Origin of the sequence: Streptomyces sp. NPDC001980, from assembly GCF_040296885.1 — a bacterium.
Taxonomy (GTDB): domain Bacteria; phylum Actinomycetota; class Actinomycetes; order Streptomycetales; family Streptomycetaceae; genus Streptomyces.
This window is the reverse complement of record NZ_JBEOYD010000051.1, coordinates 1-13,975: the sequence shown is the minus strand read 5'-3', so window position 1 is coordinate 13,975 and position 13,975 is coordinate 1. Positions and strand designations below refer to the sequence as shown.

General features: G+C 69.6%; 10 protein-coding genes, 1 other RNA gene and 1 pseudogene. 10 read left to right on the top strand and 2 right to left on the bottom strand.

All coding sequences use genetic code 11. The features are described from left to right. The first annotated feature begins 166 nt into the window (after window positions 1-166). From ABT137_RS44265 to ABT137_RS44250, 4 genes are all read left to right on the top strand, one after another. Window positions 167-1,909, top strand: a complete 1,743-nt coding sequence (locus ABT137_RS44265; RefSeq protein WP_351718161.1) for a serine/threonine-protein kinase — start codon at window positions 167-169, stop codon at window positions 1,907-1,909. A 124-nt stretch (window positions 1,910-2,033) separates the two neighbouring features. Continuing rightward, window positions 2,034-3,269 carry a serine/threonine-protein kinase gene (locus tag ABT137_RS44260; RefSeq protein ID WP_351718160.1) on the top strand — a complete coding sequence of 412 codons (1,236 nt, stop codon included), beginning with the start codon at window positions 2,034-2,036 and terminating at the stop codon, window positions 3,267-3,269. Window positions 3,270-3,474: 205 nt separating this feature from the next. Then, complete coding sequence (gene prfB / locus ABT137_RS44255) at window positions 3,475-4,581, top strand: peptide chain release factor 2 (RefSeq protein ID WP_351718158.1); 1,107 nt, start codon at window positions 3,475-3,477, stop codon at window positions 4,579-4,581. Between the two features lie 303 nt (window positions 4,582-4,884). Continuing rightward, window positions 4,885-5,730 (top strand): hypothetical protein, encoded by an 846-nt coding sequence (locus tag ABT137_RS44250; RefSeq protein WP_351718156.1) that lies wholly within the window; start codon window positions 4,885-4,887, stop codon window positions 5,728-5,730. A gap of 110 nt (window positions 5,731-5,840) precedes the next feature. Here ABT137_RS44250 and ABT137_RS44245 read toward each other — a convergent pair whose 3' ends face one another. Further along, window positions 5,841-6,035: a hypothetical protein gene (locus ABT137_RS44245; protein ID WP_351718154.1), complete on the bottom strand. Its 195-nt coding sequence runs from the start codon at window positions 6,033-6,035 to the stop codon at window positions 5,841-5,843. 257 nt (window positions 6,036-6,292) lie between these two features. Here ABT137_RS44245 and ftsE point away from each other — a divergent pair, with 257 nt between their 5' ends. Beyond that, window positions 6,293-6,982: a cell division ATP-binding protein FtsE gene (ftsE, locus tag ABT137_RS44240; protein WP_055723621.1), complete on the top strand. Its 690-nt coding sequence runs from the start codon at window positions 6,293-6,295 to the stop codon at window positions 6,980-6,982. Window positions 6,983-7,004: 22 nt separating this feature from the next. Beyond that, window positions 7,005-7,922, top strand: coding sequence for a permease-like cell division protein FtsX (gene ftsX / locus ABT137_RS44235; protein ID WP_351486726.1), 918 nt, complete (start codon window positions 7,005-7,007; stop codon window positions 7,920-7,922). A 37-nt stretch (window positions 7,923-7,959) separates the two neighbouring features. On the opposite strand, the pseudogene ABT137_RS44230 reads toward ftsX, so the two are convergent. Next, window positions 7,960-8,753, bottom strand: a pseudogene (locus ABT137_RS44230) (zinc ribbon domain-containing protein); the annotation flags it as partial. 222 nt (window positions 8,754-8,975) lie between these two features. On the opposite strand from ABT137_RS44230, the gene ABT137_RS44225 reads away from it, so the two are divergent. The 4 genes from ABT137_RS44225 to ABT137_RS44210 all read left to right on the top strand — a co-directional run bounded on the left by ABT137_RS44225 (window position 8,976) and on the right by ABT137_RS44210 (window position 13,853). Then, entirely contained in the window at window positions 8,976-10,145 is a 1,170-nt protein-coding gene (locus ABT137_RS44225) for a S41 family peptidase (protein ID WP_351718152.1), read from the top strand. A gap of 99 nt (window positions 10,146-10,244) precedes the next feature. After that, complete coding sequence (gene smpB / locus ABT137_RS44220; protein WP_351718150.1) at window positions 10,245-10,787, top strand: SsrA-binding protein SmpB; 543 nt, start codon at window positions 10,245-10,247, stop codon at window positions 10,785-10,787. 101 nt (window positions 10,788-10,888) lie between these two features. Next, window positions 10,889-11,276: a transfer-messenger RNA gene (gene ssrA / locus ABT137_RS44215) on the top strand. 516 nt (window positions 11,277-11,792) lie between these two features. Continuing rightward, window positions 11,793-13,853, top strand: coding sequence for a polymorphic toxin-type HINT domain-containing protein (locus ABT137_RS44210; protein WP_351718148.1), 2,061 nt, complete (start codon window positions 11,793-11,795; stop codon window positions 13,851-13,853). The last annotated feature ends 122 nt before the right edge of the window (window positions 13,854-13,975 follow it).

Here is a 13,975-nt window from a genome sequence, read left to right as displayed (position 1 = left end):
CAGGCCGGAACGCCAACGTATGGGGATACGTCGGGAACGCTTATCGGCTCCCTACGAGGGAGGGGAAAGCAGAGCCGGGCGACAGCCCGGTCCCAGGCATCACGGCACTACAGTGGGTCGGACACATGGGTCGGAGACATTCAGCAAGCAGCAGGGAGTGCATGACGTGCGGCCGGTAGGCAGCAAGTACCTCCTGGAGGAGCCGCTGGGACGCGGCGCCACCGGTACCGTCTGGCGTGCCCGCCAGCGGGAGACCGCGGGCGCCGAGGCGGCCGTGCCCGGCCAGCCCGGCGAGACCGTCGCGATCAAGGTCCTCAAGGAAGAGCTCGCGAACGACCCCGACATCGTGATGCGCTTCCTGCGGGAGCGCTCCGTCCTGCTCCGGCTCACCCACCCGAACATCGTCCGGGTCCGGGACCTCGTTGTAGAGGGCGATCTCCTTGCCCTGGTCATGGACCTCGTCGACGGCCCCGACCTGCACCGCTACCTGCGCGAGAACGGCCCCTTCACGCCCGTCGCCGCCGCCCTGCTCACCGCCCAGGTCGCCGACGCGCTCGCCGCCAGCCACGCCGACGGCGTGGTGCACCGCGACCTGAAGCCCGCCAACGTGCTGCTCGCGCAGTACAACGGCCAGATGCACCCGATGCTGACCGACTTCGGCATCGCCCGCCTCGCCGACTCCCCGGGCCTGACCCGCACCCACGAGTTCGTCGGCACGCCCGCGTACATCGCTCCGGAGTCCGCCGAGGGCCGCCCGCAGACCGGCGCCGTCGACATCTACGGCGCAGGCATCCTGCTGTACGAGCTGGTCACCGGCCGCCCGCCGTTCTCCGGCGGCAGCGCCCTGGAAGTCCTCCACCAGCACCTCAGCGCCGAGCCCCGCCGCCCCTCGACCGTCCCCGACCCGCTGTGGACGGTCATAGAACGCTGTCTGCGCAAGAACCCCGCCGAACGCCCGAGCGCCGAGAACCTCGCGCGCGGCCTGCGGGTCGTCGCCGAGGGCGTCGGCGTGCACGCGAACTCCGCGCAGATCGCGGCGGCCGAGGGTGTCGGCGCGCTGCTGGCCCCCGACCCGGCACCGCCGGCCGTACCGGGCGCGGCCGACCCGACCCAGGTGCTGCCGAACACGGGCACGCCGATGGGCGCGTACGACCCGAACGCGGCGACCAGCGTCCTCCCGCACACCGGCCAGCCGGCGCCGTTCGGCGCCGCCGACCCGACCGCCGTACTGCCGAACACCGGCGCCGCCGACCCGACGGCCGTCATGCCGCCGATGCCCCAGGGCCAGCCCGGCCAGCCGGGGCAGTCCGGCCAGCAGCAGCCGGAACAGCCGCACCCCTGGCAGACCCAGCTCCGGGCGGCCCGCGACCGCAACGAGCAGACCCAGGTCCAGTACCTCGACCCGGGCGAGGATCCGCTGCGCCGCCGCCCCCAGCGCCAGGTGGCCCGGCCGCAGCAGCAGCCGCCGCGCCAGGCCCCGCAGCAGCAGCCGGTACGCCGGCCGCAGCCGCGCGGCGGACAGGGCGGGCAGCAGGGTGGGTACGGGCAGCAGCAGCCCGCCGGCTACGGCCAGCAGCAGCCCGCCGGGTACGGCGGCGGCCGGCCGCAGCAGTACGCCCCGCCGCAGCAGCCCCAGCAGCGCTACGCGCCCCCCGCCGAGCCGCAGCAGCGGGCCCCGCGCGAGCCGCGGCAGCGCAGCGCCAACCCGATGCGGATCCCCGGGCTCGGCTGCCTCAAGGGCTGCCTGTTCCTGGTCGTCATCCTCTTCGTCGCGGGCTGGCTGATCTGGGACCTGACCCCGGTCCACACGTGGGTCGGGCAGGGCCGGGGCTACTGGAACCAGCTGAGCCACTGGGCGAACTCGGTCAGCAACTTCATCGGCGACCTGGGCAACGGCTCCGGCAACTGACCGCGAGAACCGACCGCGACTCTGGGGATTTGTCGACACCTGGCGGGTGATTTCCGCCTTCGTGGTGAAGGTTGGCTCGTCGGACGCGTACTTTTGTCGGCAACACGCGTCTGTAGGAGCAGTCTTGGCACGGAAGATCGGCAGCCGGTACACCGCCAACCAGATCCTGGGGCGGGGCAGCGCCGGCACGGTGTGGCTGGGCGAGGGGCCGGAGGGGCCCGTCGCCATCAAGCTGCTGCGCGAGGATCTCGCCTCCGACGAGGAGCTGGTGGGCCGCTTCGTGCAGGAGCGCACGGCACTGCTGGGCCTCGATCACCCGCACGTGGTGTCCGTCCGCGACCTCGTCGTCGACGGCAACGACCTCGCCCTCGTCATGGACCTGGTCCGCGGCACGGATCTGCGCACCCGCCTGGACCGGGAGCGGCGGCTCGCGCCCGAGGCGGCCGTCGCGATCGTCGCGGACGTCGCGGACGGGCTGGCGGCGGCGCACGCGGCGGGGGTCGTCCACCGGGACGTGAAGCCGGAGAACGTCCTCCTCGACATGCAGGGTCCGCTGGGTCCTGGCGGCTCCCACCCGGCCCTGCTGACCGACTTCGGCGTCGCGAAGCTCATCGACTCCCCGAAGCGGACCCGCGCCACGAAGATCATCGGCACGCCGGACTACCTGGCCCCGGAGATCGTCGAGGGCCTGCCGCCCCGCGCGTCGGTGGACATCTACGCGCTCGCGACGGTCCTGTACGAGCTCCTCGCGGGCTTCACCCCGTTCGGCGGCGGCCACCCCGGCGCGGTGCTCCGCCGCCACGTCACCGAGACCGTCGTCCCGCTCCCCGGCATCCCCGAGGAGCTCTGGCAGCTGCTCGTCCAGTGCCTGGCGAAGGCGCCGGCGTCCCGGCTGCGGGCCTCCGAGCTGGCCGCGCGGCTGCGCGAGCAGCTGCCGACGCTGGTGGGGATGCCGCCGCTGGACGTCGACGAGCCGGACACGGAGACGCCGGAGGAGGCCGAGGAGTCGGCGGCCGCCGCCGCTCCGGCCGCGGAGGAGCAGCGGGTACGGCGCCGGGGGGCCGTCTCCCTGGTGCCGGGCGCGAAGCCGGACTCCAACCGGGACACGCACACGTCGATGCGGGTGCCGGGCCCCGACGAGCTGGCGGGCGGCGCCCGGGGCACGGCGCGGGCGCCGAGGGCGTCGGGGGCGCCGCGGCCGGGGTCGGCACGGCACCGTGTGGCGGCGCGGCGGCGGAGGGTGACGTTCGCGGTGGCGGGGGTCGCGGTGGCGGCGGCGGTCGGCGTCGGCGCGTGGCTGGCGTCGTCCGGCGACGACTCGGCTCCGCCGCAGGAGACGCACAGCACGTCGGCGCCGTGAGGGGGCGGGTGCGGGCCGTGCCTCCGCCGGTCTTCCTCCCACCCGACCACCTGACTCGGCAGGCCGCAGGGGTGCCGCCACGGGGCTCCGCCCCGGAACCCGCCGGAAGCTCGGACGCCTGCCGAGGCCCGGACCCGACCGGGACCCGAACGGGCGGGGATGCCCGTCGGCCATCCTCGGTTGGCGGAGCCGTTACGCTGGAGGCGTGGCAGTCGTCGATGTATCCGAAGAGCTCAAGTCCCTCTCCTCGACCATGGAGTCGATCGAGGCCGTTCTGGACCTCGACAAGCTGAGGGCAGACATCGCCGTGCTCGAGGAGCAGGCGGCCGCGCCGTCCCTGTGGGACAACCCGGACGAGGCGCAGAAGATCACCAGCAAGCTGAGCCACCTCCAGGCCGAGGTCAGGAAGGCGGAGGCACTGCGCGGACGGATCGACGATCTCTCCGTGCTCTTCGAGATGGCCGACGAGGAGGACGACCCGGACACCCGTACCGAGGCCGAGTCCGAGCTCGCCGCCGTCAAGAAGGCGCTGGACGAGATGGAGGTCCGCACCCTGCTCAGCGGGGAGTACGACTCCCGGGAAGCGCTGGTGAACATCCGCGCCGAGGCCGGTGGCGTCGACGCCGCCGACTTCGCCGAGAAGCTGCAGCGCATGTACCTGCGCTGGGCCGAGCAGCACGGCTACAAGACCGAGCTCATCGAGACGTCGTACGCCGAAGAGGCCGGCATCAAGTCGACCACCTTCGCCGTGCAGGTGCCGTACGCCTACGGAACCCTCTCCGTGGAGCAGGGCACGCACCGGCTCGTCCGGATCTCGCCCTACGACAACCAGGGGCGCCGGCAGACCTCCTTCGCCGGGGTCGAGGTGCTCCCCGTGGTCGAGCAGACCGACCACATCGAGATCGACGAGTCCGAGCTGCGGGTCGACGTGTACCGGTCCTCCGGGCCCGGCGGCCAGGGCGTCAACACCACCGACTCCGCGGTGCGCCTCACCCACCTCCCCACCGGCATCGTCGTCTCCTGCCAGAACGAGCGGTCGCAGATCCAGAACAAGGCGACCGCGATGAACGTCCTCCAGGCCAAGCTCCTCGAGCGGCGCCGCCAGGAGGAGCAGGCCAGGATGGACGCCCTCAAGGGCGACGGCGGCAACTCCTGGGGCAACCAGATGAGGTCGTACGTCCTGCACCCGTACCAGATGGTCAAGGACCTGCGGACCGACTACGAGGTGGGCAACCCCGAGGCCGTGTTCAATGGCGAGATCGAAGGCTTCCTGGAGGCCGGAATTCGCTGGCGCAAGCAGCAGGAGAAGTAACTTTGTCGACTTGCCCACGGCGAGTCGACCGACCTGGAACTGCCGCCCCTCGGGCGGCAGTTCTTGTATGTCTGGGTTTTACGTCACACTCACACGCTTCAACTCCCGGCATTGGGTGCGCAACTGGACATCGCGCGCGCAACGGCCTTGACGTGCTCTTGGAAAATGGGAAGGGTGAAGTGTGGCATGCGTATCTCTGGGGCGCATGTGAACCGGGGGCCTTGAATATTCGTAGCTGTCTCCGTCGAGCACCGGCCCCGAGCGCCGCCGCACTGACGATCAGCTACTGGGGGTAGCAACCATATGACGAAGAAGACGCGTCTCCGCGTCGCGCGGATAGCCGCCGGCGCTGTGATCGCAGCCGGCGCCTCTCTCACGGCCGCCGGCGCCGCTTCCGCCTTGGACATCGGCGTGAGCGTGACCGACAGCGGTGTCAGCGCGACCGTCGACACCGGCAATGACGATGGCGGAACGGGCGGCACGCCCTGCGACATCGTCGTAGACCCGACCTGTGACACCGGTGGCACCAGCGGCACCGGTGGTACGGACACGGGTGGCACCGACACTGGCGGTACGGACACTGGCGGTACGGACACCGGTGGCACCGACACGGGTGGCACCGACACTGGCGGTACGGACACTGGCGGTACGGACACCGGTGGCACCGACACTGGCGGTACGGACACCGGTGGTACGGACACGGGTGGCACCGACACTGGCGGTACGGACACCGGTGGTACGGACACGGGTGGCACCGACACCGGCGGTACGGACACGGGCGGCACGGACACCGGTGGTTCGTCCACCGGCGGTTCGACCTCGGGTGGCTCGTCCACCGGTGGTTCGTCCACCGGCGGTTCGACCTCGGGTGGCTCGTCCACCGGCGGTTCCTCCACCGGCGGTTCGACCTCCGGCGGTACCGGCACCGACGGCAACTCCGGCACCTCCGCGCAGGAGGCCGGCTCCTCCGCCCTCACCGACACCGGGTCCTCGAACACCGAGGCCCAGGGTGGCGGCGACCAGCTCGCCGAGACCGGTGCCGGGCAGACGGCCTTCCTCGTCGTCGGCGCCGCCACGATGATCGCCGGCGGTATCGGCTTCCGCATCCTGCCGCGCCTCGTGGGCGGCCGCGGCGGCGCTGCCGCCTGACGGTAGGCAGCTGCTCACGGAGCGTATGCGCATCGCAACGGACGAAGGGCCCCGAGCAGTGGCTCAGGGCCCTTCGGTCGCTCTTGGGTGAGCTTCGTGTGTGAGCTTCGTTACGCGGTCTGGTGCGCCGCCAGCAGCGCCACCGCGGCGATCAGCACCGCCAGCAGCCCGATCAGCGCCATCGGGTTCAGACCGCCGAGGAAATTCTCCTGCTGAAGACGCTCGCGATTGGCACGGCACACGGGGCACCGGCCTTCGCTCACGGGCGCCGCGCAGTTCGCGCACACCAACCGGTCGTACGTCATGCGCTCGCCCTCCTTGCACCGGCCATTACCTACTCAACGCTCCGCGGAACGAGAACGTTCCCCTCCCACTGTGCCAGGTTCCCCCGGAAAGAGCGCGGCCGTCCGCAGACCTCGCCCCGGCACTCCTGGGCGCTCCGGAGAGACTGCCCCGGAACAAAACCGCACAAGCCTCACCCAACCGTGACCGGCGCCTGCGCTTCCTCACCCGACTCGCGTATGGTCACGCTCATCTACCCCCGGCGACCCGTGGTGCATCCGTGATCCGATTCGACAATGTCTCCAAGGTCTACCCCAAGCAGACCCACCCCGCACTCAGGGAAGTGTCCCTGGAAGTGGAGAAGGGCGAGTTCGTCTTCCTCGTGGGGTCCTCCGGCTCCGGAAAGTCCACCTTCCTGCGGCTGATCCTCCGCGAGGAGCGATGCAGCCACGGCCAGGTGCACGTCCTCGGCAAGGACCTCGCCCGGCTGTCCAACTGGAAGGTGCCGCAGATGCGCCGCCAGCTCGGGACGGTCTTCCAGGACTTCCGCCTGCTGCCCAACAAGACGGTCGCCGAGAACGTGGCCTTCGCCCAGGAGGTCATCGGCAAGTCGAAGGGCGAGATCCGCAAGTCCGTCCCCCAGGTGCTCGACCTCGTCGGGCTCGGCGGCAAGGAGGACCGGAGGCCCGGCGAACTGTCCGGTGGTGAGCAGCAGCGCGTGGCCATCGCGCGCGCCTTCGTGAACCGGCCCAAGCTGCTGATCGCGGACGAGCCCACGGGCAACCTCGACCCGCAGACCTCGGTCGGCATCATGAAGCTGCTGGACCGCATCAACCGCACCGGCACCACCGTGATCATGGCCACCCACGACCAGAACATCGTCGACCAGATGCGCAAACGCGTCATCGAGCTGGAGAAGGGCCGCCTCGTCCGCGACCAGGCCCGCGGCGTCTACGGCTACCAGCACTGACGGAAAGGCACAACTCGACGCCATGCGCGCCTCGTTCGTAATGTCGGAGATCGGAGTCGGTCTCCGCCGGAATCTGACGATGACCTTCGCGGTCGTCGTCTCGGTCGCCCTGTCCCTGGCGCTCTTCGGTGGGTCGCTCCTGATGAGCGACCAGGTCAACACCATGAAGGGCTACTGGTACGACAAGGTCAACGTCTCGATCTTCCTCTGCAACAAGAGCGACGCCGAGTCCGACCCCAACTGCGCCAAGGGCGCGGTGACCGAGGACCAGAAGAAGCAGATCCAGGCGGACCTCGGCAAGATGTCGGTGGTCGAGAAGGTCACCTACGAGTCGCAGGACGAGGCGTACAAGCACTACAAGGAGCAGTTCGGCGACTCGCCGCTCGCCGACTCCCTCACGCCGGACCAGATGCAGGAGTCGTACCGGATCAAGCTCAAGGACCCGGAGAAGTACCAGGTCGTCGCGACCGCCTTCGACGGGCGTGACGGGGTCCAGTCGGTCCAGGACCAGAAGGGCATCCTCGACAACCTCTTCGGCCTGCTGAACGGCATGAACTGGGCGGCCCGCATGGTCATGGCCCTGATGCTGGTGGTCGCCCTGATGCTGATCGTCAACACGGTGCGCGTCTCCGCGTTCAGCCGTCGGCGCGAGACCGGCATCATGCGCCTGGTCGGCGCCTCCGGCTTCTACATCCAGGCCCCGTTCATCGCGGAGGCCGCGGTCGCCGGCCTGATCGGCGGCACGGTCGCCTGCGGATTCCTGGTGATCGCCCGCTACTTCATCATCGACCACGGCCTGGACCTGTCCCACAAGCTGAACTTGATCAACTTCATCGGCTGGGACGCGGTGTTGACCAAGCTCCCCCTCATCCTCGCAACGAGCCTCCTGATGCCCGCGCTTGCCGCGTTCTTCGCGCTGCGCAAGTACCTGAAGGTTTGACCGCTCCCCTCCCGAGAGGGAGGGGATTCCTGGCTCGGGCCGCCTCCTGGAGCGGCGCTCCAGGAGGTCTTGTGCCTTCGACACCAGCCGGGTCCAGACCGGCCCGGACGAGCATCACGCGTGCGGAGTTCTTGTCCCGCGGGGACACCGCTCCGCACGCGGTGCACGTGTAGGTACGTTCTGACAGCGGGAGGGCGTGCTTGGTTCTCGCTCCGCACCTTCCGCAGCCCATGGTCGTGTGCGCGGGATGTACGAGGCGAATGTCCCGCCCATGTTTGCGAGCCATCTCGACCAGGGCCTTCTTCGTCGTACCGATGAGGGTGCGGCCGGCAGCTTCCGCGACCACACGACTGTGAGCACGATCCCGTCGGCGAGATGCAGGCGGCCGCCCTTCAGCTGGGGGTACCTCCCGCTTGCGGGGGAGAAACCCCGTTTCGTGTAGTTGAGACTGGGCGAGGCGTCGTGCTTCTTCTTGTGCTTGGGCATTCCGGCCCGCTGCCGCTGCGGCAGGCGGCCCTTGATGTCTTTCTGCGCCTTTGCCCGGGACTTGCCGAAGTCACGGATGACCTGCTGCTGCGGCACGCTGGAGCCCGCGGCCAACCAGGGGGCGACAGCACGAGCCGCAGTCAGCATGCGATCCAGTCGTGCCGGACCGCAGGTCTCCGCCGCCAGGTGGGCCCTCTTCGATCGGGCCACGCATTCGTTCCAGACCCATCGGCAGCGCCCCCACTCGGCCAGCAGTGCCCTGCGGGCGGAAGATGACACCCGCAGCCGATAGGTGTACCGGACATGCCCGGCTGCCGCCTCGGCCTCCCGTCGTGTCCGGGTCAAGTCGGTGCCCCCTTTGCTCGGTCGCTCTGCGTCCGTCACCAGACCGTATGCGCGAAGTCCGAACGTCCGGACGCCGTCGGGGTATTGCCACTCTCGCGAGTGAACCCTTGATCACCGCATGGACGATGTGTTCTCCGTGGGACAGAGACGCGTGATGGATGCCACGAGGGCCGTACGAACAACCACCCGTGCGGCCCTTCGGGTTGTCCTAGACTCACCCGCATGTCAGGCCGAGAGCTGTTCTGTCAGCCCCGCCGGGTTCGCCGGGGGGCGGCTCTGACGTTGGTGTTTGCAGGGCTGTTGGTGACGGGGGCGGCCACCGGGGCGTTTCCGGATCCCGGGCAGTCCGACCGGAAGACGCCCACGGGGGCCGCGCGTCCGGCCGCCGGGCACGAGGACGTCGCGAAGGCCGCCGCCGAGGCGATGGCCGACGGCAAGTCCCCCATGGAGGCGGCGGAACGGGCCGTGAGCCGCAGCGGGGACCGGTGGGCCGCGGTCTACTCCGAGGGCGAGTACCAGGAGTTCGAGGAAGCGCTCGACGGTCAGTACACGGGCGTGGGGCTGTGGGCCCGGCGGACGGCGGACGGGCGGATCGACGTGACCAAGGTGCAGGCCGGGTCGCCCGCGGCCGAGGCGGGGATCAAGAAGGGCGACCGGCTGCGCAGCATCGACGGCGAGGACGTCGACGGGCGCCCCGTCACCGACGTCGTCTCATTACTGCGCGGTGACGCCACCGACGCCCGCGCCGGTACGACCGTCACCCTCGGGCTCGAACGCGGTACGCGCGCGTGGAGCGAGACCCTGCGCCGGGCGCTGCTGTCGACGGACTCGGTGACCGTGCACAAGCTGACCGCCGGCATCACCGTCATCAAGATCTCCGCCTTCACCAGGGGCTCCGGTGAGCTCGTGCGCACCGCCGTCCGGCAGGCCCCGGCCGACGGCGGCATCGTCCTCGACCTGCGCGGCAACTCCGGCGGCCTGGTCAGCGAGGCCGTCACCGCCGCCTCCGCCTTCCTCGACGGCGGCCTGGTCGCCACCTACGACGTCGACGGTGCCGAGCGGTCCCTGCACGCCGAACCCGGCGGCGACACCGCGAGACCCCTGGTCGCGCTCGTCGACGGCGGCACGATGAGCGCGGCCGAGATGCTCACCGGCGCCCTCCAGGACCGCGGCCGCGCGGTCGTCCTCGGCTCCCGCACCTTCGGCAAGGGCTCCATCCAGATGCCCACCCGCCTCCCCGACGGCTCGGTCGCCGAGCTCACCGTCGGTCACTACCGCACCCCCTCGGGCCACGCCGTGGACGGCCGGGGCATCACCCCCGACCTGGAGGTGTCCTCCGGGGCGCTGGAGCGGGCGGAGACGGTTCTGAGCGGCCTCGGAGATCCGTCGTAGCCCGTCGCAGGTCGTGCGGAACCCGCGGAACCCGCTGCTAATCCGCTTCCCCCGCACCCCCTCCGTAGTGCGAAAATGGATGGCACTATGGCCAAGGGAATGTACGTACCGAAAGAGTCCCAGCAGAAGCAGCAGGGGACGGCCGCCAAAGCCAGGGACGGCGAGAAGGGCGGCAAGCGCAAGATCGTCGCGCAGAACAAGAAGGCGCGGCACGACTACGCGATCATCGACACCTACGAGGCCGGCATCGTCCTGTCCGGCACTGAGGTGAAGTCGCTGCGCCAGGGCCGCACCTCGCTGACCGACGGCTTCGTGCAGATCGACGGGAACGAGGCGTGGCTGCACAACGCCCACATCCCCGAGTACAGCCAGGGCACCTGGACCAACCACTCGGTGCGCCGCAAGCGCAAGCTGCTGCTGCACCGGGAGGAGATCGACAAGCTGGAGGCCAAGTCCCAGGAGGCGGGCCACACGATCGTGCCCCTCGCCATCTACTTCAAGGACGGCCGCGCGAAGGCGGAGATCGCCCTGGCGCGAGGCAAGAAGGAGTACGACAAGCGGCAGACCCTGCGTGAGCAGCAGGACCGGCGGGAGTCGGACCGGGCGATCTCGGCGGCGAAACGGAAGCAGCGCGGCCAGTAGGGCGAAGGCGCGGGGAATACGGTGGCATCGGCGTGCGTTGGTCACGTACGATGGGACCAACACCAGGGGAAGCCCGGGTGTGCGCATTGAAAAATCAACATGGGGATGATCGGTTTCGACAGCGGATGTTGAAACAGGGGAAGCGTGTCGAGGAAGCGGCAATGATCTCGTTAACCATATGTCGCAACCAATAATCGCCAATTCCAAGAGCGATTCCCGCGCCTTCGCCCTCGCTGCCTAATAAGCAGTGAGTGAAGGCCCTTAACGGGTGTCAGCCCGGGGATGTTCCCGACCCGGACCCTGGCATAATCTAGGGGACTAAACCATCGAGCCCGGTCACGGGGTTCGATGGGAAATCAAACAGTGACTGGGCCCGTCGGCGACTTGTTCGCGAGATCACCGGGGCCGAGAAAATCACAGCGAACTGCACACGGAGAAGCCCTGTTTTTGCACCGTTGGACGCGGGTTCGATTCCCGCCATCTCCACAATCTCCATGTTGCGAGGGCCCGGTGGTCGCAGACCACCGGGCCCTCGTCGTGTTCGCGGGGCCGGGCGGCCAGGTGAAGGTTGATCTCGCTCGGTCAAAAACTCTTCACAGGTGTCGCACAACTTTACTAAAGTTGGGTGCGCGCGCTGGGCTGAGCCGACCACTCCGCCGCCGCGCACGTCCATCAGCGACCGGGGGAACGTCGTCGCCATGGGGAGGGGCATGCGGGCCTGACCGCTGCCACGGCATACGTCACCTTTTCGAGCCGGGACCCCGTCTGCCCTCTTTGCGAAGAACGGGGTGTCCCTTTGCGTTCCAGGCCCGGGCTTGTCATGCCCCTTGCACGAAAAGCCGGCCGTCTCAAGCGACTCGTCCCCTCCGTCCTCGCGCTCGCCGTGCTCGCCACGGTCGCCGGCCGGCCGGACCTGCCCCACGACCGGGCCGCCGACTTCAGCCCGGTGGCCGACAGTTACGACGGCTTCGACGCCAAGGCCGCCGAGCAGCTCCGCCAGGACCAGTGCCTGATGGCGGAGGTGCTGCGCACGGGCGGCGTGGCCATGTTCGGCACCGCGCAGGACGGGCTCGACCAGACCCCGGACAAGCTGCACACCGCGGCGAACCGCGAATACTGGAACACCACCCCGCTCTCGACGGCGTACGACAAGGACAAGGACACCGCCGACAAGGCGGGCGACGCCCTCGGCGCGTACGTCGACGTCTGGGAGAAGCCGCTCGACGGCCTGAGCACGCGGCGACCGGCGACGCGAAGGCCGCGTACACGATCGCCGCCGAGGCGGCCGGGCACGCCGCAGACGCCCGTAAGTCGTCGAAGGAGGCGCTGGGTTACGCGTCCGAGGCGGCGCAGTACGCGGCGGACGCGCAGAAGTCACTGGCGCGCACCATCGAGTACGACCAGCAGGCCACCGCGGACGCGGCAGCCGCCGACCGGGCGGCCGGCAACGCCGAGGGCTACGCCAAGGACGCCCGGGACTCCGCCGACCAGGCGGCCCTGGACGCCGACGCGGCCCGTACGGCGGCCGCCGAGGCCGAGCAGTCGGCGAAGGACGCCCGTGCCGCGGCCGACCGCGCCGACGCCGAGGCCACCGCGGCCGAGGAGGCGGCGAAGGACGCCCAGAAGTACGCCGAGTCGGCGCAGCAGGCGGCCGACCAGGCGGCGGCCGCCGACGCGAACAAGCAGGTACAGACCGGCGCCGGGACCGGCACCGGGATCGGCGGCGTGTTCTCCGTCATCGACGACATCAAGCAGCAGGGCGACCCGCAGCGGCTTCCGGACGACTGCTCCCGCCTGCCCTGCGACCTGGTGTTCGAAGTGCACTTCGACGCGGTCGTCAGCTACTACTTCTGCGACAACCCCGACGTCCCGGCCACCGAGGCAGGCTGCCCGGCAGAGGACACGTACTTCCTCACCACCAAGTCGTTCAAGGACCTGAAGAAGACGGTCAAGATCTCCTCCTGGGAGGCGACCAAGGAGCTGTGGAAGGGCCTCTACAACTCGATCATCAAGGACTTCACCGGCTGCTACCACAAGGCCACCGGCTCCGGTGACGGGAGCTACGGCGACTGTGCCTGGGCCGCCACCTGGCTCCCCCTCGGCGGCCCGATCGGGAAGATCACCGAGGCGATCCGCGCCGTCGACGCCGCCCTGCGCACCGGCATCGGGGTCGAGGACGCCCTGAAGGCGCTGCGCGCGCTCGACATCGACGCGGAGGCGTTGGCGAGCATCGAGCGGTCGGTGAACGCCTACGAGGAATTCCGCCTGGCATGCCGGCCCAACAGCTTCCCCGGCGACACGCACGTGTTGATGTCCGATGGCACGACCAAGGAGATCAAGGACCTCCGTACCGGTGACGCGGTCCTCGCCACCGATCCCCGAAGCGGCCGGACCGCAGGCCGCACTGTCACCGACACCATCTACACGCCGGACGACACCGACTTCGCCGACATCACGATCGACGCCGGCCGGTCACGGATCACCGCCACCCAGCACCACCCGTTCTGGTCGCCCAGCGCCCACCGCTGGATCGACGCCGGCGATCTCAGCCCCGGCCAGACGCTGCGCACCAGCAGCGGCGAGACCGTCACCGTCGTAGGCGTCCACCGCTATCAGCGGCTCCACTCGGCCTACAACCTCAGCGTCGCCGACATCCACACCTACTACGTGCTGGCGGGGACCACCCCGGTTCTCGTCCACAACACGTTCTGCCCGGTCGGTTTCGCCGACCTGGGCGGCGGCAGGCTCCAGTCGCCGGGCGGGCTGATCTATGGTTTCGACAGGAGGTTCGGCAACAAGATCGACCATGTGCTCGCCCACACGGTGCCCGACGCCTCCAGAGCGACACACACGGTGTTCGTCGAGAAGGACCCCGGCAAGGTTCTCGCCCTGGTGGACGAGGCGTGGGCCATGCAGAGCAAGGCGATAAAGGACCCCGCGGACGCTTTCAAGTTCGTCTTCCCCATGGGAAGAACAATCGGAACCAGGGGAGAGAAGTACCTGCAGATTGCGGTCAATCCGCAGGCCAAGGAGATTCTGAGCGCCTATCCGGTGGCTGCCCCGTAATGGTCGGCGTCGCGTCGTAGAAGAAGCAGAAGAACGGGATTCGGCCGACGCCGTACGGCGTCGCTGCCCGGTGCTGGAAGGTTAAGGAGAGGGGTTAGCGTAAGCGAAGCTCTGAACTGAAG